Origin of the sequence: Neisseria sp. P0006.S004 (genome assembly GCF_051963015.1) — a bacterium.
Lineage (GTDB): Bacteria > Pseudomonadota > Gammaproteobacteria > Burkholderiales > Neisseriaceae > Neisseria.
The window spans coordinates 240,391-266,373 of the sequence record NZ_JBQCUS010000003.1 but is presented as its reverse complement, the minus strand read 5'-3'; the positions used below and the strand labels follow the sequence as shown (position 1 = coordinate 266,373).

Sequence of the window (25,983 nt, the reverse complement as noted above, 5' to 3'; positions counted from 1 at the left end):
GTAGTTTTGAAGATAGGAGCAATCTAAGGTTTCATAGAGGAAAGATTGTAAACAAAATATGCCTATTATTTAGACAAAATTATTACAAAAATTTGATTTTAAAAGTAAAATAAAATTACTTTTTATTATAAACTTTAAAATATTCTTCTATTTACTAGTAAAAATCATTATTATATGTTAGATAATTTTGCATAGATTGTTGTATATATTGAATAATATTTGGATATGTGAGCAAGTGAAAAGACTGTTATAAAATTTCAGAAAATCAAACAAGTTTGATATCAGTCAAGAAGATTGAGGGAGAAAATGACATGGATTTTACAATTGTGTATTGTATTGGAGAATAAGAAAGGCCGTCTGAAATTTAGGTAGTTTTCTTTTAAATACAGGCTACTAAATTTTTTCTCAGATACTTAAGGCAAGCATTTTCAGACGGCCTGGCAATAAGGTTATCGTTTAAAAATAATGTAGTTTTATTTCTATGTAAGTGAATGGCCAGTAGATATAGGTTATCAATAACCAAGTGATTTAATATGTTATTAAATTCTAATTAAATCAATGAAGTATGAAAATGATATTGTCTGGATTATTCATTTGAAAGCACTATTACGCTATTGAAGGCCGTCTGAAAAATCGGTCTCTTAAAAAATAAACAAACCCTTCCTACCATGACTCCCGAAAAGGAACACAATCATGACCGTCATCAAGCAAGAAGACTTTATCCAAAGTATTTTCGACGCTTTCCAATTCATCAGCTACTACCATCCTAAAGACTACATTCAGGCTTTGTACAAGGCTTACCAAAAAGAAGAGAACCCTGCCGCCAAAGATGCGATGGCGCAGATTTTGGTCAATAGCCGTATGTGTGCAGAAGGCCATCGTCCGATTTGTCAGGATACCGGTATTGCGACCGTATTCTTGAAAGTGGGCATGGATGTACAGTGGGATGCCGAGATGAGCGTACAGGAAATGGTCAATGAAGGCGTACGCCGTGCATATACCTATCCTGACAACAAACTGCGCGCCTCCGTATTGACCGACCCGGCTGGTAAACGTCAAAATACCAAAGACAACACCCCTGCCGTTGTACACATGGAAATCGTGAAAGGCGACAAAGTTGAGGTTACTTGCGCGGCCAAAGGCGGCGGTTCTGAAAACAAAACCAAAGTGGCCATGCTCAACCCATCAGACAGTATCGTGGACTGGGTATTGAAAACTGTTCCTCAAATGGGTGCAGGCTGGTGTCCTCCGGGCATCTTGGGTATCGGTATCGGCGGCACGCCTGAAAAAGCAGTGTTGATGGCCAAAGAAAGCCTGATGAGCCATATCGATATTCAGGAACTCAAAGAAAAAGCCGATTCCGGTGCAGAATTGTCTACCACCGAAGCCCTGCGCTTGGAACTCTACAAAAAAGTAAATGCCTTGGGCATCGGCGCACAAGGTCTGGGCGGCTTGAGCACCGTGCTGGATGTCAAAATCCTTGACTACCCAACCCACGCGGCTTCCAAACCGATTGCCATGATTCCAAACTGCGCGGCAACCCGCCACATCGAATTTGAATTGGACGGCTCAGGTCCGGCCAAACTGGAAGCCCCGTCTTTGGAAGACTGGCCGGATTTGACTTACAGCCCTGACAACGGCAAACGTGTCGATGTCAACAATCTGACCAAAGAAGAAGTAGCCACATGGAAAACCGGCGACGTATTGTTGCTGAACGGTAAAATCCTGACCGGCCGCGATGCCGCGCACAAACGTCTGGTTGACATGCTCAACAAAGGCGAAGAGTTGCCGGTGGATTTCACCAACAAACTGATTTACTACGTCGGCCCGGTTGATCCAGTCCGTGACGAAGTTGTTGGCCCGGCCGGTCCGACTACTTCCACCCGTATGGATAAATTTACCCGCCAAATGCTGGAGCAAACCGGTCTTTTGGGTATGATCGGTAAATCCGAACGCGGCGCAGCGACTTGCCAAGCCATTGCCGATAACAAGGCCGTTTACCTGATGGCTGTCGGCGGCGCGGCATATCTGGTGGCCAAAGCCATTAAAGCATCTAAAGTCTTGGCGTTCCCAGAATTGGGCATGGAAGCGATTTACGAATTTGAAGTCAAAGACATGCCGGTAACCGTTGCGGTGGATAGCAACGGCGAATCGGTTCACGCCATTGCACCAAAACAATGGCAGGCTAAAATCGGTATTATCCCGGTTGAAGCTTGATATTTGACTGAATAATCAAAGGCCGTCTGAACGATTTCAGACGGCCTTTTTTGCGTATAAATAATTCAAATATTTTCAAACGAGTAAATTTCCCTTCCTAAAAAACACTTGTCAAAATCAGTATTTGAAACTAAAATTCACAGATTATCGAGTCGGAGTGTGGCGCAGTCTGGTAGCGCACTTGCATGGGGTGCAAGGGGTCGAAGGTTCGAATCCTTTCACTCCGACCAAAAGATTTAGGGACTTAACCTGTTTTTCCGGTTAAGTCCTTTTTGTTTTTACTCTTTAAGTTTCAATATAGATTGCTCACTTCGGTATAGGCTATTAGGCTGAAAAAAATCTTGCAACCTTGTGGAACAGTATGATGATTTTGTGTAGCAAAGGCCGTCTGAAAAATAACGATAAAACAAAACCTGCTTAAAAAAGCAGGTTTTGTTTTTTCTAAAGCAGGTCTATTCGGCACTATCTTTCAGCGTGTCTTTATAAGTATAAAGATACGATGCGCCGACAAAGGATGCGCCACCGACGACATTGCCCAGGAATACGGGAATCATGTTGAAGAAAAATTGCCCCCAAGTAATGTTTGCGCCTGCCAAAATGCCGGCTGGGATAACGAACATATTGGCGACAAGGTGTTGGAAGCCGTTTAATACGAAAATCATGACGGGGAACCAAATGGCCAGCATTCGTCCGGTTGTGTTTTTAGCGGCAAAGTGCAGCCACGCGCCCATGCAGACCATCCAGTTACATGCGACTGCCGATACGAAAGCACGGCCGAAATCCATATGGACTTTTGCTTCCGCCACAGCAATGGTTTTTTCTGCCACGCTGCCTTCGGTCATGCCGACATAGTGTCCGAGAAAAAACGCCATCGCCAGCGTGCCTACCAAATTGCCCATGCAAACGATAACCCAGTTTCGCAGCAACATTTTAGAGGAAATCCGTCCGGCCAACCTGCCTAAAGACATAATCATCATGTTGCTGGTTACCAGTTCGCCGCCGCCAAGCAGGATACAAATCAAGGCGATTGGGAATACGGCGGCACCGAGTAAAGTTGCAACACCACCCCATTCGTGCGGAATGCCGCTGACTACTTTTAAATAGGCAAGATAACCGAAGCCGATGTATCCGCCGGCCAAAATGCTCAAGATTGCCAGTGTGGGGATGCTGGATTGTGCTTTGGCGCAGCTTTTGTCGAGAACAACCTGTAAAATTTCCTGTGGGTATAAATCGCGCGAAGCCATGATGTTCCTTAAAGTGGGTTGAGGAGGAAACGTTGTTTTAAAGGTGGTACAAACTGTCGCGGTAGAGTGGTGTTATAGGGAGCCGGTGTGCGGTCTTTGTCTTATCAATCAGCCTGGATTAAACCTAAAAAACAGATACTTCGCCTTGCTTTAGCTCAAAAGAAATATTATTACATTTTGTCTCCATATTAAAAAAAGGCCGTCTGAACATTGAAATTTCAGACGGCCTTTTTTTTGATTTCTTAAACTGACAAATGAGCCAGCTTTGCATTGCCTTCGCGTGGAATAGGGCGCGGATTGCCTTGTGCATCGATAGCGACGTAAGTGAATACGGCTTCGGTAACCAGTTGGCGGTCTTCCGTTACCATATCGTTCATCAAAGTCTTCACCCACACTTCGATTTTCAGTTGCAAAGAAGTATTGCCGACACGGACGCAATGACCATAGCAGCATACAACGTTGCCGACCTTTACCGGTCTGATGAAATTCATTTCTTGAACGGCCACGGTGACAATTCGTCCCTGTGCGATTTCTGCCGCCAAAATACCGCCGCCCAAATCCATTTGCGACATAATCCAGCCGCCGAAGATATCCTGATTAGGATTGGTATCGCGCGGCATGGCTACCGTACGCAATAAAAGTTGTCCTTCGGGTGCAGCATGGGTTTGTTTGTTGTCAGTCATAAAAAAATCCTGTCAAAAAGTGGTATTTTACGCCATTTGTGGCGCTAAACCTATGTAGGCCGTCTGAAAAATCAGCAGGTAAAGTGTTACAATTAAATATATTCATCAGACAAAGGAGAAAGCTCATGCATCCGATTCAAGAACCACGAAATAGCGGCCTTTTGCGCGTATCCGACATTCACGAAATCTATTGGGAGGAATCAGGCAATCCTGATGGCCACCCCGTGATTTTCCTGCATGGCGGCCCCGGAGCAGGCGCATCACCTGCCTGCCGCGGCTTTTTCAATCCAGAACATTTCCGCATCGTCATCATCGACCAACGCGGCTGCGGACGCTCCAAACCGTATGCCTGTATCGAAGACAACACCACATGGGATTTGGTTGTCGATATCGAAAAAGTACGCGAAATGCTCGGCATTCAAAAATGGTTGGTTTTCGGCGGCTCATGGGGTAGCACCTTGTCGTTGACTTATGCCGAAACCCATCCCGATCGCGTCAGCGGCTTAGTTTTGCGCGGTATTTTCCTGTGCAGGCCGTCTGAAATGGCATGGCTGAACGAAGCAGGCGGCGTCAGCCAAATTTATCCGGCTCAATGGCAAAAATTCATTGCCCCAGTAGCCGAAAACAAACGCCAAGCCCTAATCAAAGCCTACCATGAAATGCTGTTCAGCGAAGATGAAGCCACGCGCCTCAAAGCAGCCAAATCATGGGCAGACTGGGAAAGCTACCTTATTCAGTTTGAACCTAAAGACGTGGATGAGGACCCACAAGCTTCCCTTGCCATCGCAAGAATGGAAAACCATTACTTCGTGAACGAAGGCTGGTTGCAGGGCGATAAAGCCATCTTGGCAAACATCGGCAAAATCCGCCATATTCCAACCATCATCGTCCAAGGCCGCTATGACCTATGTACCCCGATGCAAAGCGCATGGGAACTCTCGCAAGCCTTCCCTGAAGCAGAATTGAGAATTGTTCAAGCAGGCCACTCTTCTTTTGATCCCTCGCTTTCTGAAGCATTAGTGAAAGCAGTAGAGGATATTAGAAGCAAGTTATAAAGGTTAATCAACAACAATGCCGTCTGAAAAAGTTTCAGACGGCATTTTTTAGTTAGGATAAATGTAATTTAAATATATTTAAGAAATTATATTGCAGTTGAATATTTGCGAGTATATGATTTGTGGTAAGTTACAGTAATAGTATTGTATGCCATGAAATTTACTTTTATTGCACATGTTCGTCAAACTGATAAGTGTCCTCAATCTGTTCAAACCCATTTAGTAGAAACGTCAGAACTTGCAAAAATATTTGCTCGAAAACTAAATTTAGAACCAGTGGGCGAGCTGCTCGGACTCATGCATGATTTCGGTAAATACTCCTGCAAATTCCAAAAATATATCCACGATGAAACGGGGTTGTTCAATCCTGACTTGGATGATGAAGAAAGTACGCCGAACGGCAGTAAAGTGGATCATTCCACCGCCGGTGCGCAATGGGTTTACCGCGAATTGAGAAAATTTGGTGCAGAGCAGGGCATCGGCGAATTGTTCGGACAAATGCTGGGTTTATGCATAGCATCACACCACGGCGAAGGCTTGATTGACTGTTTGGATGGAGAGGGTAATCCGAAATGGATTAAGCGGTTTAATAAAACTGATGAACTGACGCATTTGGCAGAATGCGAGCAAAATGCCGATGAAGTCGTTCAGCAAAAAGCACATGAATTGGCAGGAGAAAACCTGATTCGCAGCCTACTCAAAGCAGTAAAACTGATACTTTCCGACTCAACGACCAATGACAAAATTAAAGAATTCTATCTCGGCTGCCTGACCCGTTTTTTATTCAGCTGCCTGATTGATGCCGACCGTATCAACAGTTCGGATTTTGAACGGGAAGCGCAAAAAGAAGTCCGCTGCTTGACGGAAAAATCTGATTGGCAATCGGCAATCAATAAATTAGAAACGCATTTGGCGAGTTTTGAAAACCGTTATCCTATTGACGAAATCCGCCGTCGAATTTCCAGCGACTGTCTAAAAAGAGCGGTCGATTCTCAAGGTATTTATACACTCACAGTGCCGACCGGCGGAGGTAAAACATTGGCCAGTCTGCGCTATGCCCTTCATCATGCACAAAAGCACAATCTCGATCGCATCATCTACATCATTCCCTATACCTCCATCATCGATCAAAACGCCCAAGCCGTACGCGAAATTCTTGGCGAAGATTGGGTACTGGAACATCATTCTAATCTAGAACCCGAAAAGCAAAGCTGGCAGGACAAACTGCTGTCCGAAAACTGGGATAAACCCATTGTCTTTACCACGATGGTGCAGTTTCTAGATGCGTGGTTCGGCGGCGGTACGCGCGGCGCGCGGCACATCCATCCGATGACCAATGCGGTGCTGATTTTTGACGAAATTCAAACCCTGCCCGTGAAATGCGTACATTTGTTTTGCAATGTGCTGAACTGGTTGACGGCATTTGGCAAAAGCACGGCTGTTTTGTGTACAGCGACGCAGCCTTTGCTCAGCGAATTGGGCTTGCAGAATTTCCCAAAAGATAAAAGGGAAAGCATTGCCGTACGCGGTTTGTTAAAGCTACCTGAAAACGCCGAAATCATGGGCAAGCATCAGGATTTGGACAAACTGTTTGCCGACTTGTCACGCGTGGAAATCCAATTTAACGAAAAATCAGGCGGTTGGAATGTGGAAGAAGCAGGCACATTTTTGCTGAAACAGTTTCAGACGACCCCAAGCTGCCTGTTTATCGTCAATACAAAAAAATGGGCGCAGGAGCTTTATCAATATTGCCAAAAGCAGAATGTGCCGCTAGAGGCCTTGTTTCATTTAAGCACCCACCAATGCGCGGCGCACCGCAAAGCGATTTTTGACACCATCAAAGCTCGTCTGAAAAACGGCAAACCTGTTATCTGCATCAGCACCCAGTTGATTGAAGCCGGTGTAGATATTTCCATGGCTTGCGTAATTCGCGCCTTAGGCGGATTGGACAGCATCGCCCAAGCGGCGGGGCGTTGCAACCGGCACGGCGAGAAGGGAGGAAAGGGGCAGGTTTGGGTGTTAAATTTGCAGGAGCAGGATTTTACGCGGATATTGCCCGATATTCAGGCAGGCAAAACCCATGCCGAACGTGTGTTTCACGATTTTGCTGGGCAGGATATTTTGCAGCCTGCCGCGATGGAGCGTTATTTTGAATACTACTTTTACCAGCGTAACGATGAAATGTCGTATTCCGTCAAAAACAGCGTAACGGGTTCACTGCTGGATTGGTTGAGTGATAACGCGCTGAATCCTTATGGCGAAAAAAACAATAAAAGAAGCAAACCATTGCCGTTGCTGATGCAATCCTTCAAAAGTGTAGGGCGTGCTTTCCAAGCCATAGACGCGCCGACCCATGCCGTGATTGTGCCGTATGGCGAAGGTGTGGGACTCATTGCCAAACTTTGCGGCGAATGGGATCCAAAAGAAATGTATGATGCAAAGAAAAAAGCCCAGCGTTACAGCGTGAACGTCTTCCCCAACGTTTGGGATAAATTGCAAAAAGAAAACGCCTTACATGAAACCATTGAAGGATCAGGTATTTATTATTTGGATGAACGCTATTACAACGATGAATTCGGCTTGTCTTTAGATGAAACAAGCGAAATGACTTTTTACGACTTATAGGAGCAATATGGACAGCAAAATCAGTTTCCGCGTATGGGGGCGGCAAGCCTTGTTTACCGACCCCGTTACCAAAATTGGCGGCGAAAAATTCAGCTACCAAGTGCCGACATACGAAGCCATTAAAGGCATCGTTAAAAGCATCTATTGGAAACCCACCTTGATTTGGTATATCGACCGCATCCGTGTGATGAACCCCATCCGAACCCAAAGCAAGTCCACCAAGCCACTGGATTGGAACGGCGGCAATACTTTGGCGATTTACACCTTTTTGCAGGACGTGGAATACCAAGTAGAAGCCCATTTTGAATGGAATGAGCATTGGGAAGAATTGGCAGGCGACCGCAATTTCGGCAAACATATCGCCATTGCCAGAAGAATGTTGGAACGCGGCGGGCGGCAGGATATTTTTCTTGGTACGCGCGATTGCCAAGGCTATGTTGAACCCTGTGAGTTTGGCGAAGGTAAAGGATTTTACGATGAAATCGATAATTTAGATTTTGGCCTGATGTTCCATAGTTTCGGCTATCCCGAAGAAACTGGAAAGCCTGAATTGGTTAGCCGTTTTTGGATGGCGAATATGCAAAATGGTGTGATTGAATTTCCAAGCATCAATGACACAGAAGGTCGTCTAAAAACTCGACTTATCCGCAAAATGCAGCCTGAAAAACCGTTCAAGCGCGGTGAGAATGTGAAACCGGTGGAAGATGAAGCCAAGGAGCTGGGATTATGAGCTGGATGCAGAAACTTTATCGGACCTATGAATATGCTCAAGAACACGGTTTAGACGATGAAAACTTAGCATTGCCGTTTCATATGTCCAAAGCAGTTCATTTAAAAGTTATTTTGAATGACAAAGCAGAGCTAGTTGGAACAGAGCGATTTGATGGAAAAAAACAAGTTCCGATACAGGTAACAGAAAAATCATCAAAACGTGCAGGTTCAACCATCGCTTCTTATGCGTTACATGATAGTTTGCAATATATTGCTAAAACAGCGGGAAATTACTTAACAATTGAATATCTTTCTAAAGTCGCTGAGAAGGAAAACGGAAAGAAATGGAAAGAATTTCTTGCAGGGACTGATGAAGATAAACAGAAATTTGCCGATACGGAAAAAGCAAAATATAAAGATTGTTTTGAGTTTTATGAAAATCAATTATCAGGCTGGAGTGAATTCGGGAATTTGAAAGAAATAAAAATTGTTTTGCAATATATTCAAAAAGGTTCATTGATTGAAGATTTATTAGAAAAACAGATTTTTTCTTTCAAGGATAATATCTTGTCAGCTGGAAAAGATGATCCTTTTAGCTTGACCATTGTATGGGCTGTTGAAATATCTAACGATCCACATTCGGATTTATGGAGCAAAAACAGTATAAAAAAACAATGGATAAAATATCAAGAGAACCAGTCTGGAGAAGAAAGTGAACAACCAGAATTATGCTACATCACTGGTGAAAGAGATTATTCGGCAAAGGCTTATCCCAAAATTGAGGGTAATGCAAAATTAGTTTCTGCTAATGATACTAGTGGCTTCACTTTTCTTGGTAGATTCTTGTCAGATAAGCAAGCGGTTGCTCTAGGAAGAGATGTATCTCAAAAAGCATTCAATATGTTGAAATGGCTTATAAAACGCCAAGGTATCAGGAACGGTGACCAAGTTACCATTGCATGGGCAATCAGCGGCAAACCTGTTCCATCGCCGATGAAAGATATTTCCACCGAACTGGATTGGGCGGATATGGAAAACTGGGACATCAGTGCAGTTGAAAATCCCGATGAAGCCGCCGCGCAAAGGCTACCTGAAAATTCGGAAGCATCCCACGATTGGTCGGTAAATATCGGGCGTGCTGCTGCGCAAATCATCAAAAAGAAACTGCACGGCTATCAGGCAGAATTGAAAGACCACGAACAAATCTCCCTGATTATGCTCGATTCTGCCACGCCGGGGCGCATGGCATTAACTTATTACCAAGAATTTCTGCCTACTGACTATTTCGCCAATTTAGACGCGTGGATTGACGATTTTTCTTGGTATCAGCGTTACAGCATTGAAGTCCCAAACGGCAAGAAAACCGACAAGCGTACCCAATGGCGTTTCCTCCCGCCATCGCCTTACAGCATTGCCGAAACCGTGTACGGCAAATCCCTGTCCGACACGCTTAAAAAACAGCTTTATGCCCGACTTCTTCCTGTTATCGCAGGCGGAACATCCGTGCTGATTCCCGAAGATTTGGTGCGTCAAAGTTTTCAGGCGGCCTGCAATCCTAATGGCTGCGAAAACTGGGAATGGCAAAGAAACATCGGCGTTGCCTGTGCCCTATACAAAGGCTGGCGCGCTCGTCATCACGATTTATTACAACGGAGAACTTACCCTATGAGTTTAGATACCCAAAACCGCTCGCGCGATTACTTATACGGCAGATTGCTTGCCGTTGCCGAAAACACAGAATCCTACGCCCTGTATTTGGCGGGCGAAAAACGCGCCACCACCGCCGAACGCTATATACAGCGTTTCGCCGAACATCCGTTTGCCACATGGCGCAATATCGAGCTGGCGTTGAAACCCTATCAAGAACGCCTGCGCAACAACGGTAAAGATACCGGTGCACAGGCAATCGGCGAGATTATGGAATTATTTGCCACCGATGATTTTACCCGCGACGACAAATTAAGCGGCGAATTTCTTTTGGGCTATCACTGCCAAAAAATGGAAATAGCCCGCCGTATTGCAGAGCTTTCCGCCAACAAATCCAAAACTGATGAATAACCCAACTTAAAGGAAAACCAAAATGAGCTTAACCAAAAAAATCGACTTCGCCTTAATCCTGAAAGTAACCAATGCCAACCCTAATGGCGACCCTTTAAACGGCAACCGCCCGCGTGCCGATTTCCAAGGCTTCGGCGAAATGACCGATGTATGTTTGAAACGCAAAATCCGCGACCGCCTGCAAGACAGTGGCGAGAGTATTTTTGTGCAATCGGACGAAAAGAAAACCGACGGCATGACCAGCCTAGCCAACCGTGCTAAAGACAAAGATGTCGGCTTGGGCGCGGATGCATTTAACGCTAAAAAAGCCAACAAAGACGACACCGCTAAAAAAGCCTGCGAAAAATGGCTAGATGTGCGTAGTTTCGGACAGGTTTTCGCATTCAGCGGCGACGGCAGCAGCGGCATATCCATCGCTGTACGCGGCCCCGTTACAATTCAATCCGCATTTAGCGTTGAGCCGATTAACATTATCAGCACCCAAATCACCAAAAGCGTCAGCGGCGAAGGTGATGGCACGAAAAAAAGCTCCGACACCATGGGCATGAAACACCGCGTCGATCATGGTGTTTATGTTGCTTTCGGTGCCATGTCGCCGCAGCTTGCCGAGCGCACCGGATTTTCAGACGACGATGCCGAAAAAATCAAAGCCGTACTCACCAAACTCTTTGAAGGCGACGCATCATCCGCCCGCCCCGAAGGCAGCATGCAGGTGTTGAAACTCATCTGGTGGGAGCACAACAGCAAATCAGGACAATACTCTTCCGCTAAAGTGCATGGCAGCCTGAAAGTGAATGCCGATGGTAGCTATGAACTGGAAAAACTTGATGGTTTAACTCCGCAAGAAATCGACGGCTTCTAAAATATTTAAAAAAATGACCGCACTTTTAACCGAAACCCAAGGGGAAAATCAGGACACGCGCCTGATTTCCCTTTCCGCCCTGCAACACTACGCCTTCTGCCCGCGGCAATGCGCCTTGATTCACAATGAGCAGGTATGGGCGGAGAACTATTTGACCGCGCAGGGCAAGGTACTGCATGAGCGGGTGGATTCGGGCGAGCTGGAAATGCGCAAGGGCGTGCGCTTTGAGCGGACGGTGCATGTGTCTGCGGAGAAACTGGGCATCAGCGGCGTGTTGGATTTGGTGGAAGTGGACATGAAAACAGGCCATCTGAAACCTGTGGAATACAAACGCGGCAAACCTAAACCCGACCCGATGGACGAAATCCAGCTTTGCGCCCAAGGATTGTGCCTAGAAGAAATGACGGGGCAAATCGTCTCTGAGGGCGCGCTGTGGTATATGCAAACCCGCCACCGCGTCCCCATCTTGTTTTCAGACGACCTACGCGCTCAAACACTCGCCACCATCGCCGCCGTGCGCGAACTCTTGAACAGTGGACAAACTCCGCCGCCCAACTACGGCAAACGCTGCAAAGCCTGCTCGCTGGTGGAGATTTGCCAGCCGGAACTATTGGGGAAACGGGATAAGAGTGTAAGGTATGTAGAGGGGTTGTTTGGGGAGTGAGAAACATTTAATTGTAACTTTGATTTAATGATTTAATAAGGAAAAATATGACTACTTTGCCAGAAAGATATGCGGAAGTATCAGAAGAAATTTTAAGTGATATTTTCTATCTAAAGGGATTGTCTAATAGAGGACGCGTAACACTTATTCGGCAATACACTGAAATTCTATGCCGAATATTGCTTAAAATAAACGACCATTTTCATTTGGGGAAATTTAATAAGAGATTTGATGAGAAACTGCCAAATGCAATTTTGTCAGATGAAATTAAAAGTCATATTAAAAATTTAGTAGATTTAGGCAATGCAGCAACACATTTAGATACTGAATTAAAGGAAACAATTGAAGATTCAGATTGCGAGTCTGCACTAAATAGTTTAAATTTTGTTATCAGTTATTTATTTATTAACTATTTTAGCAAATATAGATTTGGTTCAAAACCTGAAGCACAGAGCATTATTTCTCTATTACCACCCTTCATAAGAGTGACTATTTTGGAGAGTCTCTATAAGCAGGATAAAAGCAATATAGCAGTTATAGATAAATTGTTTCTAGCTATTTTAAAATCAGAAGGGGAGCAAATTGCTCTTAATTGGTTGAAGAAAGAAAAAAGCGATTTAATTTATTTAAAATGTGTTTCGGGGGAAGCGCTGGAAGACCTTAGAAAACAAGGTTATTCTGAGAAACATATTGAACAAATATTAAAGGGGGGGGCTGATAATATGTATGTGCTATGTTTGGAAAAATTAGAAGAGTTAAAACAGAAATATCCAGGACTCATTTTCCCTTATTACACATTTGAAGAAGCGAAGTCTACATATCTTCATGAAATTGGTATATATAAATTAAGTTGTGATAAATCCATCAAAGAATTGATATCATTAATGGATTTTGTTTACGTTGGTAGAAATATTTTAGAAATAGTTTAGCAAGCCGTAGCTAGCAAGCGTAGGTTGGGTTGGCTATAGGCGTAACCCAACAAAATGTTGAGATTTCAAGCTCGAGGTCGTCTGAAAAACAATATTTGAGCAAACGAACCGTTTCGTTAGGTTACGGCGTTCCGCCTAACCCAGCATACAGATAATTTTCAGGTAGCCCAATCGCCCCAAAAAGTGCGGTCAAAACCCAAGGAGTTCCCACGTGCGCAAACTACAAAACACGCTCTACATCACCACTCAAGGCAGTTATTTGCATAAAGAGCGGGAGACGCTGGTGGTGGAGCAGGAGCGTAAGAAGGTGGCGCAGTTGCCGGTGCATTCCATCGGGCATATTTTCTGTTTCGGGAATGTGCTGGTGTCGCCATTTTTGCTGGGGTTTTGCGGCGAAAATAATGTGAATTTGGCGTTTTTTACCGAAAACGGGCGTTTCTTGGGGCGGCTGCAGGGGCGGCAGAGCGGCAATGTGCTGCTGCGTCGGGTGCAGTATCGGGTGTCGGAGCAAAATCCCGTGCCGATTGCACGCAATATCATTGCGGCGAAGATTCAGGCGAGTAAACGGGTGCTTCAGCGGCAGATTCGCAATTACGGCGAGAATGCGGCGATTCAAAGTGCGGTCAATGCTTTGAATATTTCGCTGCGGCAGTTGAAGGGCGCGGCGGAGCTAGATGTGGTGCGCGGCATTGAGGGCGACGCAGCGGCGCGTTATTTCGGTGTGTTCGGGCAGCTTTTGAGCGAAAAAAGCGGTTTTACTTTTGACGGGCGCAACCGCCGTCCGCCCAGAGACAGGGTGAATGCGCTGTTGTCGTTTGTGTACAGCATCTTGGGCAAGGACATCAGCGGCGCGCTGCAAGGCGTGGGGCTGGATCCGCAGGTAGGCTTTTTGCACGCCGACCGACCGGGGCGCGATAGTCTAGCGCAGGATATTTTGGAAGAATTCCGCGCGTGGTGGGCGGACAGGTTGGTGTTGTCGCTGATTAACCGCGGGCAAATCAAACCGCAGGATTTTGTTACCGAGGCGAGTGGTGCGGTAAGCCTGAAAGCCGATGCGCGTAAGCTGTTGTTCCAAGCCTTGCAGGCGAAAAAGCAGGAAAAAATCGTTCATCCGTTTTTGGGCGAGGAAGTAGAAATCGGCTTGCTGCCGTATATTCAGGCCATGCTGTTGGCGCGGCACTTACGCGGGGATTTGGCGGAATATCCGCCGTTTTTGATGAGATAGGTTTGCAGGTCATCTGAAAACGGGTTGGATGTTTTCAGACGACCTCTAAAGCAGCCTGCACATGGGAATACAAAATGCTGATGCTGATTACTTATGATATTTCGCTGGAAGACGCGGAAGGGCAGGCAAGGCTGCGGCGCGTGGCGAAATTGTGTTTGGACTACGGCGTGCGCGTACAGTATTCGGTGTTCGAATGCGACATCTCGCCCGACCAGTGGGTTGTTTTAAAAGACAAACTTTTGAAAACCTACAACCCTGAAACCGACAGCCTGCGCTTTTACCATTTAGGCAGCAAATGGCGGCGCAAAGTGGAACACCACGGCGCGAAACCGGCGGTGGATGTGTTTAAGGATACGTTGATTGTGTGAATCGCCAACCTACGGTTCTCATGAAAATGCGGCAGGGTTGGCGAATTAGGATTGTTCTTTAACAATCAGGATATTGCGAATACGGGCGCAACGGAAAAGGCTGTGTTATACTCGCATTTCTGCTTTTCTTGAGAGTTTAGCGAGATTAGGCTTGCGAAACCTGATGTAGCAAGGCTTTTGAGAGAGGCACCAGCCGCCTTCGGGCGGCTGTGTGTTGAAACAACCAAAAAAGCTTTAGGGGGAAATGGGTACAAACCCAGCCGCCTTCGGGCGGCTGTGTGTTGAAACCATGCGAAAAAAAAACAAATTGGCGCAATCGCAACCAGCCGCCTTCGGGCGGCTGTGTGTTGAAACGATCCAAAGGTTTTCGTATATTGAAATAGTAGGGCCAGCCGCCTTCGGGCGGCTGTGTGTTGAAACTTGTGTCGGCCTTGCCTATTTTGGATATGCGGCTCCAGCCGCCTTCGGGCGGCTGTGTGTTGAAACTTTGATACGTCTATTCCTAAGTACATTGTTTTACCCCAGCCGCCTTCGGGCGGCTGTGTGTTGAAACCAGTTGGCGCCCACCTTACAGGGAATCCATTTTCCAGCCGCCTTCGGGCGGCTGTGTGTTGAAACTTGTTTTTTGCCTTTTGACCCTTGATACTCAGTCCAGCCGCCTTCGGGCGGCTGTGTGTTGAAACAGTTCATACAGGACATAGCTAACGAAACCGGTCTAGCCAGCCGCCTTCGGGCGGCTGTGTGTTGAAACTTTCAGGCGCAACACAAAATTATTTTCCGCGCGTTCCAGCCGCCTTCGGGCGGCTGTGTGTTGAAACGCTTGAGTGGTACATATCGCGCTGAATCTCAAGCCAGCCGCCTTCGGGCGGCTGTGTGTTGAAACCAGAATACTCAGCCGCAAGCGGCGAAACCGTGCAACCAGCCGCCTTCGGGCGGCTGTGTGTTGAAACCTCTTCAGTCACTACGCCCAAGTTAAATGTATAACCCAGCCGCCTTCGGGCGGCTGTGTGTTGAAACAGATAATGACAGCGGATATAACGGCATTGATGTGGCCAGCCGCCTTCGGGCGGCTGTGTGTTGAAACTACGTAGAAGAAATACAAGCTACAGTAAAAAATGCCAGCCGCCTTCGGGCGGCTGTGTGTTGAAACTCTTCGGACGAATATAAAGCCGCTCAAATATACTCCAGCCGCCTTCGGGCGGCTGTGTGTTGAAACGACAGAATAGATGCGAAAGCCAAGAAAGATTACCCAGCCGCCTTCGGGCGGCTGTGTGTTGAAACATGTACCCCGGTCAAATGACTGGTAAATGGAAATCCAGCCGCCTTCGGGCGGCTGTGTGTTGAAACCAGCCGCTTGAATTGCTTGTATTTGGATTGGTTTCCAGCCGCCTTCGGGCGGCTGTGTGTTGAAACTCAGACGCGACTATTGGCGAGACCGTGATGGGCGCCAGCCGCCTTCGGGCGGCTGTGTGTTGAAACTTCAAGGTGCGCGTGGCCAAAGGTGCGCCGCTTGGCCAGCCGCCTTCGGGCGGCTGTGTGTTGAAACCTATGCTGTCCTCGTCAACAAGAGTTTGGCTATTTCCAGCCGCCTTCGGGCGGCTGTGTGTTGAAACGGTGCAGATGGCCGCGGCCAGCGGTACGGCAAGGATCCAGCCGCCTTCGGGCGGCTGTGTGTTGAAACAAGTCAGGATGTTCTGGATCGGTACAGCCATGGTCCAGCCGCCTTCGGGCGGCTGTGTGTTGAAACAGCCTTTTGCGTAAATTGTTATAACTTGGATTGTCCCAGCCGCCTTCGGGCGGCTGTGTGTTGAAACGCCTTCTGGAATAGGCAAGTTAGGAATAATTTTGCCAGCCGCCTTCGGGCGGCTGTGTGTTGAAACCGAAATCTCCTAAAGCAAGAACTGAACCCTCAAATCCAGCCGCCTTCGGGCGGCTGTGTGTTGAAACCAAGTTACGTTGCAATTTTGATTTAAAATCTGCAGCCAGCCGCCTTCGGGCGGCTGTGTGTTGAAACCAGCGTATGGCCGTCAAAAGCTCGCAAAATGTTGGTCCAGCCGCCTTCGGACGGCTGTGTGTTGAAACTTATGAGGGTTTGGGTTTTGCTTTTGATGGAATTTCCAGCCGCCTTCGGGCGGCTGTGTGTTGAAACAACCCGAATGGCGGTGTCGTGGGGTCAAATTAGAGACCAGCCGCCTTCGGGCGGCTGTGTGTTGAAACATGCCGATGGTGACCAAAGACAGGGCGATGGATTCCAGCCGCCTTCGGGCGGCTGTGTGTTGAAACAATACGCGCGTAAACGGAGACAACGAAATCCAAATCCAGCCGCCTTCGGGCGGCTGTGTGTTGAAACTCAGATCCATCATCCTCAACCCTGAACGAAGATCCAGCCGCCTTCGGGCGGCTGTGTGTTGAAACCATCAGCGCGGCCGCCCAAAAAGCCGCAGCCAAAACCAGCCGCCTTCGGGCGGCTGTGTGTTGAAACTGGCAAACGCTGATTAATAGCACGGACGGCAAAACCAGCCGCCTTCGGGCGGCTGTGTGTTGAAACGGGATAGTCGGCGTTTAGATGGCCGCTGCCACACGACCAGCCGCCTTCGGGCGGCTGTGTGTTGAAACCCCTGTTTACGAGGGGCTATCAAATAGCCCTCAGAACCAGCCGCCTTCGGGCGGCTGTGTGTTGAAACTACGAAATCAAGCGCGATGAGGGTTTTTACCCTGAACCAGCCGCCTTCGGGCGGCTGTGTGTTGAAACTGCTTCACCAATCACTTTTTCAAAACGATTTACCCAGCCGCCTTCGGGCGGCTGTGTGTTGAAACATTTACACAAATTTTATATGCCTTTTCAAGCATAGCCAGCCGCCTTCGGGCGGCTGTGTGTTGAAACATCTTGTCTAACAAACTCATTTTTACTTCCTTTTTCCAGCCGCCTTCGGGCGGCTGTGTGTTGAAACAACTTTTGCTGGCCGTGGCCGCATAAAGAATAATCCAGCCGCCTTCGGGCGGCTGTGTGTTGAAACCCTTATCGTTAGTGATAGAATCACCGTGCCTCGCCCAGCCGCCTTCGGGCGGCTGTGTGTTGAAACAAGTACATTGTACACAACAGACACAGTGCCAATTCCAGCCGCCTTCGGGCGGCTGTGTGTTGAAACAACAAATTGCATCCCGTAGTAAAGACGGCTATTGCCAGCCGCCTTCGGGCGGCTGTGTGTTGAAACCCAAAAGGCATTTATTATCTGAATCACGGGGAATACCAGCCGCCTTCGGGCGGCTGTGTGTTGAAACAATAGTCCAGACGTTTGAGTTAATCGCAAACGGTCCAGCCGCCTTCGGGCGGCTGTGTGTTGAAACAATCTCATAGCCGCCGTATGTGTAATAGTCAATATCCAGCCGCCTTCGGGCGGCTGTGTGTTGAAACTCATGTATTCGTTTTTGGCAGACGACATAAAATCCCAGCCGCCTTCGGGCGGCTGTGTGTTGAAACATCAGCAACGACACTGATTTGGCCTTGTTTAAGACGCCAGCCGCCTTCGGGCGGCTGTGTGTTGAAACCACAAGAAGAAACGGAGCAATAAATGAGAGTTTATCTCCAGCCGCCTTCGGGCGGCTGTGTGTTGAAACCGAAAGAGGATAAGCAGCAGCCTAAAGATCCTTTGCCCAGCCGCCTTCGGGCGGCTGTGTGTTGAAACTCTTTATCCATCTCGAATCCTTTTAAATCAATATCCAGCCGCCTTCGGGCGGCTGTGTGTTGAAACCAGTCGATGCGTGAGGGTATGGCGGATGTCGTGTCGCCAGCCGCCTTCGGGCGGCTGTGTGTTGAAACGTATCATTAAGCCAATCAGACCCTATTTGCGAAACCCAGCCGCCTTCGGGCGGCTGTGTGTTGAAACCAAAACACATGCCACTTTCGTGATAGTAGTTATATGACCAGCCGCCTTCGGGCGGCTGTGTGTTGAAACTCCTTTTGGCAATGGAGACGGTGAGCCTGACTGGGGCCAGCCGCCTTCGGGCGGCTGTGTGTTGAAACGACAAAAAAGCCTTTGGCCTTTATAAGTCGGCGCCAGCCGCCTTCGGGCGGCTGTGTGTTGAAACAAATTAGAAAGAAAAGGTCGTTTGTTTCAGACCCAGCCGCCTTCGGGCGGCTGTGTGTTGAAACGAGATTACCGGCACGATACAAAAAGGCAGCCGACCAGCCGCCTTCGGGCGGCTGTGTGTTGAAACTCACTCAAGGGGGGTGAGGATTGGAGTCAGATGGCCAGCCGCCTTCGGGCGGCTGTGTGTTGAAACGAGAACAGCACCGTGTTTGAAGCAACTTTAGAAGGCCCAGCCGCCTTCGGGCGGCTGTGTGTTGAAACAACAAATTGCATCCCGTACTGAAGACGGCTATTGCCAGCCGCCTTCGGGCGGCTGTGTGTTGAAACTTCAGCTGCGGCGGCGGACTGCTTTGCAACTTCCCCAGCCGCCTTCGGGCGGCTGTGTGTTGAAACGGCCACAAATTGATAAGCCCCATCTACTGCACCGGTCCAGCCGCCTTCGGTCGGCTGTGTGTTGAAACTCTGGCCGTCTCCAACATCAAAAACAATCGCAATCGCCAGCCGCCTTCGGGCGGCTGTGTGTTGAAACATTTAAAATATCATCAAGCGTATAATTATCTTTAAGCCAGCCGCCTTCGGGCGGCTGTGTGTTGAAACAAATGGTTAATTAAACTAATTAAGTCTAAGCCAACCAGCCGCCTTCGGGCGGCTGTGTGTTGAAACAAGAAACACGCTTGTGGGAGGGGAGCAGGAAAGGTCCAGCCGCCTTCGGGCGGCTGTGTGTTGAAACTAATCTGTTGATATGATGTTACCTTTTATGTACAACCAGCCGCCTTCGGGCGGCTGTGTGTTGAAACTTTGACACTCATCTACAACGATTATTGCGCCGGGAGCCAGCCGCCTTCGGGCGGCTGTGTGTTGAAACCATTTGATGATTCAACATATAATTTTGGCTTAAACCAGCCGCCTTCGGGCGGCTGTGTGTTGAAACGGCTGATTTCAGAGGGTGGCAACGACGTGAAAATGCCAGCCGCCTTCGGGCGGCTGTGTGTTGAAACCGGGTGCTAAATCATCATCCGCCCGATATGCTCTTGCCCAGCCGCCTTCGGGCGGCTGTGTGTTGAAACTGACTATGACGTTATAAGAAATTGGTCGGAAGTCCAGCCGCCTTCGGGCGGCTGTGTGTTGAAACCGAAAATCCAGTTTAGACAAACCCCTATGCCTAAACCAGCCGCCTTCGGGCGGCTGTGTGTTGAAACAGTATCAGCGGCCAGCGCAATGTATCGGAGCGTGCCCAGCCGCCTTCGGGCGGCTGTGTGTTGAAACCTTAAGGGCTTTAGCACTGCTCTCGGCACTACTTTCCAGCCGCCTTCGGGCGGCTGTGTGTTGAAACCATTGCGGATAAGTGTAGTACGCGCTGCGAATCTCCAGCCGCCTTCGGGCGGCTGTGTGTTGAAACCAGACAGCACCATTTTATGTAAACAAAAGGGTAAAACCAGCCGCCTTCGGGCGGCTGTGTGTTGAAACCGCCGCGATACTCGAAAACGGAAATTGCGGTTGTGCCAGCCGCCTTCGGGCGGCTGTGTGTTGAAACTTATTATCAGGAGCGATAAATGAACGTGAATCAACCAGCCGCCTTCGGGCGGCTGTGTGTTGAAACCATTCAGATGCCAGTGTGGAACGCGCCAATGACCCAGCCGCCTTCGGGCGGCTGTGTGTTGAAACCGCGGCAACGTCATCAGAAAGTATTTTGGGGTCTTTCCCAGCCGCCTTCGGGCGGCTGTGTGTTGAAACCATACTGTACCGTTGTACTCAGGTTTAATGATTTTCCAGCCGCCTTCGGGCGGCTGTGTGTTGAAACATCCGGCAAAATATCCCAGTTCGGCAGGTCGTCGCCAGCCGCCTTCGGGCGGCTGTGTGTTGAAACGATGGGAACGGTTTACGACAATTTAGACGATAGCGAACCAGCCGCCTTCGGGCGGCTGTGTGTTGAAACAATGTCTCGAATGTGTTGTTTTTCCCTGTCTTGTCCAGCCGCCTTCGGGCGGCTGTGTGTTGAAACTACTCAAGCCGTCTGCCTGCCTACGTTCAAGGCGCCAGCCGCCTTCGGGCGGCTGTGTGTTGAAACAGGTAGGCAATAGCCGACAGCAAGACATCGAAAGCCAGCCGCCTTCGGGCGGCTGTGTGTTGAAACAACGTCTTTGGTAGTGGGGTGCAGGAGCTTGCAGACCAGCCGCCTTCGGGCGGCTGTGTGTTGAAACCCTGAAAAAGACGACTAATCCCGACAGGCAGACGCCAGCCGCCTTCGGGCGGCTGTGTGTTGAAACGTTAATCAAACGTGTAAACAGGCAGGCTTTCCGACCAGCCGCCTTCGGGCGGCTGTGTGTTGAAACATTTGGGCTTTCGGGATTCCGTTTTTTTGCCATTGCCAGCCGCCTTCGGGCGGCTGTGTGTTGAAACTGTTACTGTGAACGGCTTGCCTGACGGTGCGGAAGCCAGCCGCCTTCGGGCGGCTGTGTGTTGAAACTCTATATAAACACCTTTTAAACGGTCTTTAGCAGCCAGCCGCCTTCGGGCGGCTGTGTGTTGAAACGTGATTGCCATCGTGAAACGCTTATTGCGCTAATACCAGCCGCCTTCGGGCGGCTGTGTGTTGAAACAGATGATAAGCCTGATAAACGTCCAGATGATAAACCAGCCGCCTTCGGGCGGCTGTGTGTTGAAACTTTACCTCATAATTAATTGATTAAATCCCGCTTTCCAGCCGCCTTCGGGCGGCTGTGTGTTGAAACATCACACCTTTAGAGCGTTTCAAGCCTTGCACCTCCAGCCGCCTTCGGGCGGCTGTGTGTTGAAACTACACTATAAAACACTTTTTTGATACCAGCCAACCAGCCGCCTTCGGGCGGCTGTGTGTTGAAACATCACAGATTGATTTTATACTGTTGACTATATGCCAGCCGCCTTCGGGCGGCTGTGTGTTGAAACCGCTTCAAACGGTAAAGGGATACCATTGAATTTACCAGCCGCCTTCGGGCGGCTGTGTGTTGAAACAATAGACGCTATCACGGCCGAACACCTTTTCCTTCCAGCCGCCTTCGGGCGGCTGTGTGTTGAAACAGCAGGGCAAATACCAATTCATCTGGATGAACAGCCAGCCGCCTTCGGGCGGCTGTGTGTTGAAACCAACTCATCACGGATCCTTAATTTTTAGCTGCCGCCAGCCGCCTTCGGGCGGCTGTGTGTTGAAACAATGACGGTTGAAATGCCATAATACATGGCACGACCCAGCCGCCTTCGGGCGGCTGTGTGTTGAAACACACAAATGGAAAGCACTTTGACCCATTTCTTCACCAGCCGCCTTCGGGCGGCTGTGTGTTGAAACCCGAAAAACACAATGCTCATCACGCCATTGTCGACCAGCCGCCTTCGGGCGGCTGTGTGTTGAAACAATTCATCACACAAATCCATCAATTTTTCAACGTGCCAGCCGCCTTCGGGCGGCTGTGTGTTGAAACCGCCGGTGGTGCTGGCTTGTCAGCAGGCCATTGTCCAGCCGCCTTCGGGCGGCTGTGTGTTGAAACTATGACGGATGCGGTCATTGAATATAATGGAAAATCCAGCCGCCTTCGGGCGGCTGTGTGTTGAAACGATAAGGACTAAATCATGGTTTTATTAGGCAGCCCCAGCCGCCTTCGGGCGGCTGTGTGTTGAAACTCACAGATGCTTGATATGCTTGAAGTAGAATTTTTGCCAGCCGCCTTCGGGCGGCTGTGTGTTGAAACGCGACATTGAAGAATTGGCAGACTGGCAGCCCGACCAGCCGCCTTCGGGCGGCTGTGTGTTGAAACGCTCCTGTATCGCGCCGTCCACGCTGCCGACCAGGGCCAGCCGCCTTCGGGCGGCTGTGTGTTGAAACCTGCCCACCAGCCGAAAGCGTGTTTCTTGAAATTTCCAGCCGCCTTCGGGCGGCTGTGTGTTGAAACATGTGTTCCCAATCAACATTAACATAACCAGTTTCCAGCCGCCAACGGGCGGCTGTGTGTTGAAACAATGGCTTTATCGTCGGCATCTGCCGCCAAGCCCCCAGCCGCCTTCGGGCGGCTGTGTGTTGAAACGCCGCTGTCTATCATGTCTTTTGCGCGCTGTGTCCCCAGCCGCCTTCGGGCGGCTGTGTGTTGAAACGAGCCTGCTGGAGGTGGCGGGTGGTCAAACTTGTCCAGCCGCCTTCGGGCGGCTGTGTGTTGAAACAGGGGTATATGGCGCACTGAGTGCGGTATCAGGGCCCAGCCGCCTTCGGGCGGCTGTGTGTTGAAACAAGAGGCAATTGCTTTTCACGGCTCAATAACCATAACCAGCCGCCTTCGGGCGGCTGTGTGTTGAAACTCCTACATTCATCAGAAGCGGATGATGTTGCGGCAACCAGCCGCCTTCGGGCGGCTGTGTGTTGAAACATGGTTGCCTATCCTATCTGGGGTATCCTGATTATCCAGCCGCCTTCAGGCGGCTGTGTGTTGAAACGTTAGAATGCAGGCCACCAATGCCCATTGTGTACCAGCCGCCTTCAGGCGGCTGTGTGTTGAAACTCGTAATACCATGTGCCAAAGCAACTTAGTCGAACCAGCCGCCTTCAGGCGGCTGTGTGTTGGAACTCTGCCACCGTATCTCATGTCTGAGTAAGGAGGAGGGGCTGTATGTTCAAATATCGTCCAAGCAGACCGCTCTTCTTTTGATCCTTCGCTTTCTGAAGCATTAGTGAAAGCAGTAGAGGATATTAGAAGCAAGTTATAAAGGTTAATAAATAACAATGCCGTCTGAAAAAGTTTCAGACGGCATTTTTTCTATTTACATATTAAATTTGATAGCATATTATCATTGCATCTGTATCAATTTGAATTTTTTTAGAATTTCAAAATGAAACCCCTAATTTACTACGCCCATTCCGCGCAAGACAAACTCGGTAATCTCTTACCTTACGAACATTGGCAAACCTTGCAAAGCCATTCGGTCAATGTTGGGGAAATGGCGGCGAAGTTTGCTCAGGTATTCGGTGCCTGCCATACTGGACAGCTTCATGACTTAGGGAAATATTCAGAACCATTTGACCGTCGATTGCATGGCGGCCCATCAGTCGATCATGCTACTGCCGGAGCCAAAATTGCAAAAAACGCTTGCTTTAGAGTGGAGGCCAAAGTATAACCTGTTGTTATCTCACTTAGACTAGATAACTTTATTAATGAATTAAAAGGCAAAATAATGGAAATTAAACAAACCAATTCAACCATCAAATCTCGTGCGGCGGTGGCATTCGCCCCAAATCAACCCTTACAAATTGTGGAAATCGACGTAGAAATGCCGCGCAAAGGCGAGGTGTTAATTCGTAACACTCACACTGGCGTGTGCCATACTGATGCGTTTACGTTATCAGGAAGCGATCCTGAAGGCGTATTCCCTGTGGTACTTGGGCATGAAGGTGCGGGTGTGGTTGTTGCTGTTGGCGAAGGTGTGTCAAGCGTAAAACCAGGTGATCACGTTATTCCTCTTTATACTGCAGAATGTGGCGAATGTGAGTTTTGTCGTTCAGGTAAAACCAACTTATGCGTTTCAGTGCGTGATACGCAAGGTAAAGGCTTAATGCCGGACGGCACGACGCGTTTTTCTTATCAAGGTCAGCCGATCTATCACTATATGGGCTGTTCGACTTTCAGTGAATACTCAGTTGTTGCCGAAGTTTCACTTGCAAAAATTAACCCGGAAGCAAACCATGAACAAGTATGTTTGCTTGGCTGCGGTGTTACCACAGGTATTGGTGCGGTACATAATACAGCAAAAGTGCAAGAAGGCGACTCTGTTGCCGTGTTTGGTTTGGGGGCGATTGGTTTGGCTGTGGTACAAGGCGCACGTCAAGCTAAAGCTGGCCGCATTATTGCTATTGATACCAATCCTTCAAAATTTGAGTTGGCAAAACAGTTTGGTGCGACGGATTGTTTGAACCCGAACGATTACGATAAACCGATCAAAGATGTGTTGTTAGACATCAATAAATGGGGCATTGACCATACCTTTGAATGTATCGGCAACGTAAACGTAATGCGCCAGGCATTAGAAAGTGCACACCGTGGTTGGGGACAATCCATTATCATCGGCGTAGCGGGTGCAGGACAAGAAATTTCAACTCGTCCGTTCCAGTTGGTCACAGGTCGTGTTTGGAAAGGAACGGCATTTGGTGGCGTGAAAGGCCGCTCTGAACTTCCGAAAATGGTGGAAGATTCAATGAAAGGCGACATCCAGTTGGAACCGTTTGTAACCCACACAATGACACTCGATCAAATCAATGAAGCCTTTGAGTTAATGCACGAAGGTAAATCGATCCGCGCTGTTATTCATTACTAAGGTACGCGATGAAACTGATTGAACAACATCAAATTTTTGGCGGTTTGCAGCAAGTTTGGGCACATGATGCCCAAACGCTTCAATGCGAAATGAAATTTGCCGTCTATTTGCCAAATAATCCGGAAAATCGACCGCTTGGTGTGATTTATTGGCTTTCTGGCTTAACTTGTACGGAACAAAATTTCATTACCAAATCGGGCTTTCAGCGTTATGCAGCAGAACATCAAGTGATTGTGGTTGCGCCTGATACCAGCCCTCGCGGAGAGCAAGTGCCGAACGATGATGCTTACGATTTGGGGCAGGGGGCGGGCTTTTATTTGAATGCGACCGAGCAGCCTTGGGCGACGAATTATCAAATGTATGATTATATTTTGAATGAGTTGCCTAGTCTGATTGAGGAAAATTTCCCTACCAACGGCAAACGTTCCATTATGGGGCATTCAATGGGCGGACACGGCGCATTGGTATTGGCATTGCGAAACCGAGAGCGTTATCAAAGTGTTTCTGCCTTTTCGCCTATTTTGTCGCCAAGCCTCGTGCCTTGGGGGGAAAAAGCCTTTTCTGCCTATTTAGGAAAAGATCGCGAAAAATGGCAGCAATATGATGCTAACTCGCTCATTCAACAAGGCTATAAAGTGCAAGGTATGCGCATTGATCAGGGATTGGAAGATGAGTTTTTGCCGACACAATTGCGTACCGAAGATTTTATCGAAACCTGTCGTGCGGCAAATCAACCGGTCGATGTGCGCTTCCACAAAGGCTATGACCATAGCTATTACTTCATCTCCAGTTTTATTGGTGAGCATATTGCCTATCATGCGGCATTTTTGAAGTAGGCCAAAGAAGTGATTCGTGAATCGATAAACGTTGGTATGAACGTTAATTTTTTATGTTAACGAAAATAAAAGGCATCAGGTT

14 protein-coding genes, 1 tRNA gene, 1 pseudogene and 1 CRISPR repeat array are annotated in these 25,983 nt (G+C 48.4%); of the genes and pseudogenes, 14 read left to right on the top strand and 2 right to left on the bottom strand.

The genetic code is table 11. From position 1 onward, the window contains the following. Positions 1-693: 693 nt before the first annotated feature. The gene (locus ACTHR2_RS06395; RefSeq protein ID WP_263337053.1) at positions 694-2,217 is read left to right on the top strand and encodes a fumarate hydratase; all 1,524 of its coding nucleotides are present in this window, start codon (positions 694-696) and stop codon (positions 2,215-2,217) included. Between the two features lie 153 nt (positions 2,218-2,370). Beyond that, positions 2,371-2,447, top strand: a tRNA-Pro gene (locus tag ACTHR2_RS06390). Positions 2,448-2,669: 222 nt separating this feature from the next. Here ACTHR2_RS06390 and ACTHR2_RS06385 read toward each other — a convergent pair. Both ACTHR2_RS06385 and yciA read right to left on the bottom strand, forming a co-directional pair. After that, the gene (locus tag ACTHR2_RS06385; RefSeq protein WP_254344080.1) at positions 2,670-3,461 is read right to left on the bottom strand and encodes a formate/nitrite transporter family protein; all 792 of its coding nucleotides are present in this window, start codon (positions 3,459-3,461) and stop codon (positions 2,670-2,672) included. 242 nt (positions 3,462-3,703) lie between these two features. Then, positions 3,704-4,144, bottom strand: coding sequence for an acyl-CoA thioester hydrolase YciA (gene yciA / locus ACTHR2_RS06380; RefSeq protein ID WP_049359798.1), 441 nt, complete (start codon positions 4,142-4,144; stop codon positions 3,704-3,706). 125 nt (positions 4,145-4,269) lie between these two features. Between yciA and pip the strand changes: the two genes are divergently transcribed. From pip to fghA, 12 genes and pseudogenes are all read left to right on the top strand, one after another. Beyond that, positions 4,270-5,199, top strand: coding sequence for a prolyl aminopeptidase (gene pip / locus ACTHR2_RS06375; protein ID WP_440375510.1), 930 nt, complete (start codon positions 4,270-4,272; stop codon positions 5,197-5,199). 153 nt (positions 5,200-5,352) lie between these two features. Next, positions 5,353-7,824 (top strand): CRISPR-associated helicase Cas3', encoded by a 2,472-nt coding sequence (gene cas3, locus ACTHR2_RS06370; RefSeq protein ID WP_440375509.1) that lies wholly within the window; start codon positions 5,353-5,355, stop codon positions 7,822-7,824. A gap of 7 nt (positions 7,825-7,831) precedes the next feature. Continuing rightward, on the top strand, positions 7,832-8,554 hold the full coding sequence (cas5c, locus tag ACTHR2_RS06365; protein ID WP_440375508.1) for a type I-C CRISPR-associated protein Cas5c: 723 nt from the start codon (positions 7,832-7,834) through the stop codon (positions 8,552-8,554). Further along, positions 8,551-10,593: a type I-C CRISPR-associated protein Cas8c/Csd1 gene (gene cas8c, locus ACTHR2_RS06360; protein WP_440375507.1), complete on the top strand. Its 2,043-nt coding sequence runs from the start codon at positions 8,551-8,553 to the stop codon at positions 10,591-10,593. The genes cas5c and cas8c overlap by 4 nt, the downstream gene beginning before the upstream one ends. A 22-nt stretch (positions 10,594-10,615) precedes the next feature. Further along, positions 10,616-11,455 (top strand): type I-C CRISPR-associated protein Cas7/Csd2, encoded by an 840-nt coding sequence (cas7c, locus tag ACTHR2_RS06355; protein ID WP_440375506.1) that lies wholly within the window; start codon positions 10,616-10,618, stop codon positions 11,453-11,455. 13 nt (positions 11,456-11,468) lie between these two features. After that, positions 11,469-12,119 (top strand): CRISPR-associated protein Cas4, encoded by a 651-nt coding sequence (cas4, locus tag ACTHR2_RS06350; protein WP_440375505.1) that lies wholly within the window; start codon positions 11,469-11,471, stop codon positions 12,117-12,119. 47 nt (positions 12,120-12,166) lie between these two features. Beyond that, positions 12,167-13,048 (top strand): hypothetical protein, encoded by an 882-nt coding sequence (locus ACTHR2_RS06345; protein WP_440375504.1) that lies wholly within the window; start codon positions 12,167-12,169, stop codon positions 13,046-13,048. A gap of 211 nt (positions 13,049-13,259) precedes the next feature. Next, positions 13,260-14,273, top strand: coding sequence for a type I-C CRISPR-associated endonuclease Cas1c (gene cas1c / locus ACTHR2_RS06340; protein ID WP_440375503.1), 1,014 nt, complete (start codon positions 13,260-13,262; stop codon positions 14,271-14,273). 74 nt (positions 14,274-14,347) lie between these two features. Beyond that, positions 14,348-14,641 carry a CRISPR-associated endonuclease Cas2 gene (gene cas2, locus ACTHR2_RS06335; RefSeq protein WP_440375502.1) on the top strand — a complete coding sequence of 98 codons (294 nt, stop codon included), beginning with the start codon at positions 14,348-14,350 and terminating at the stop codon, positions 14,639-14,641. A gap of 189 nt (positions 14,642-14,830) precedes the next feature. Further along, a CRISPR array of direct repeats spans positions 14,831-23,324; the repeat unit is 32 nt; unit sequence CCAGCCGCCTTCGGGCGGCTGTGTGTTGAAAC. Positions 23,325-23,586: 262 nt separating this feature from the next. Further along, positions 23,587-23,835: pseudogene (locus ACTHR2_RS06330) on the top strand (CRISPR-associated helicase/endonuclease Cas3); the annotation flags it as partial. Between the two features lie 93 nt (positions 23,836-23,928). Beyond that, positions 23,929-25,065, top strand: a complete 1,137-nt coding sequence (locus ACTHR2_RS06325) for an S-(hydroxymethyl)glutathione dehydrogenase/class III alcohol dehydrogenase (protein ID WP_128581284.1) — start codon at positions 23,929-23,931, stop codon at positions 25,063-25,065. A gap of 8 nt (positions 25,066-25,073) precedes the next feature. Beyond that, entirely contained in the window at positions 25,074-25,901 is an 828-nt protein-coding gene (fghA, locus tag ACTHR2_RS06320) for an S-formylglutathione hydrolase (RefSeq protein WP_263337044.1), read from the top strand. Positions 25,902-25,983: the final 82 nt, after the last annotated feature.

Bases quoted from the DNA above. Each gene is read 5' to 3' on its own strand.
- ACTHR2_RS06395 (WP_263337053.1), top strand. From the start codon at position 694: ATGACCGTCATCAAGCAAGAAGACTTTATCCAAAGTATTTTCGACGCT.
- ACTHR2_RS06385 (WP_254344080.1), bottom strand. From the start codon at position 3,461: ATGGCTTCGCGCGATTTATACCCACAGGAAATTTTACAGGTTGTTCTC.
- yciA (WP_049359798.1), bottom strand. From the start codon at position 4,144: ATGACTGACAACAAACAAACCCATGCTGCACCCGAAGGACAACTTTTA.
- pip (WP_440375510.1), top strand. From the start codon at position 4,270: ATGCATCCGATTCAAGAACCACGAAATAGCGGCCTTTTGCGCGTATCC.
- cas3 (WP_440375509.1), top strand. From the start codon at position 5,353: ATGAAATTTACTTTTATTGCACATGTTCGTCAAACTGATAAGTGTCCT.
- cas5c (WP_440375508.1), top strand. From the start codon at position 7,832: ATGGACAGCAAAATCAGTTTCCGCGTATGGGGGCGGCAAGCCTTGTTT.
- cas8c (WP_440375507.1), top strand. From the start codon at position 8,551: ATGAGCTGGATGCAGAAACTTTATCGGACCTATGAATATGCTCAAGAA.
- cas7c (WP_440375506.1), top strand. From the start codon at position 10,616: ATGAGCTTAACCAAAAAAATCGACTTCGCCTTAATCCTGAAAGTAACC.
- cas4 (WP_440375505.1), top strand. From the start codon at position 11,469: ATGACCGCACTTTTAACCGAAACCCAAGGGGAAAATCAGGACACGCGC.
- ACTHR2_RS06345 (WP_440375504.1), top strand. From the start codon at position 12,167: ATGACTACTTTGCCAGAAAGATATGCGGAAGTATCAGAAGAAATTTTA.
- cas2 (WP_440375502.1), top strand. From the start codon at position 14,348: ATGCTGATGCTGATTACTTATGATATTTCGCTGGAAGACGCGGAAGGG.
- ACTHR2_RS06325 (WP_128581284.1), top strand. From the start codon at position 23,929: ATGGAAATTAAACAAACCAATTCAACCATCAAATCTCGTGCGGCGGTG.
- fghA (WP_263337044.1), top strand. From the start codon at position 25,074: ATGAAACTGATTGAACAACATCAAATTTTTGGCGGTTTGCAGCAAGTT.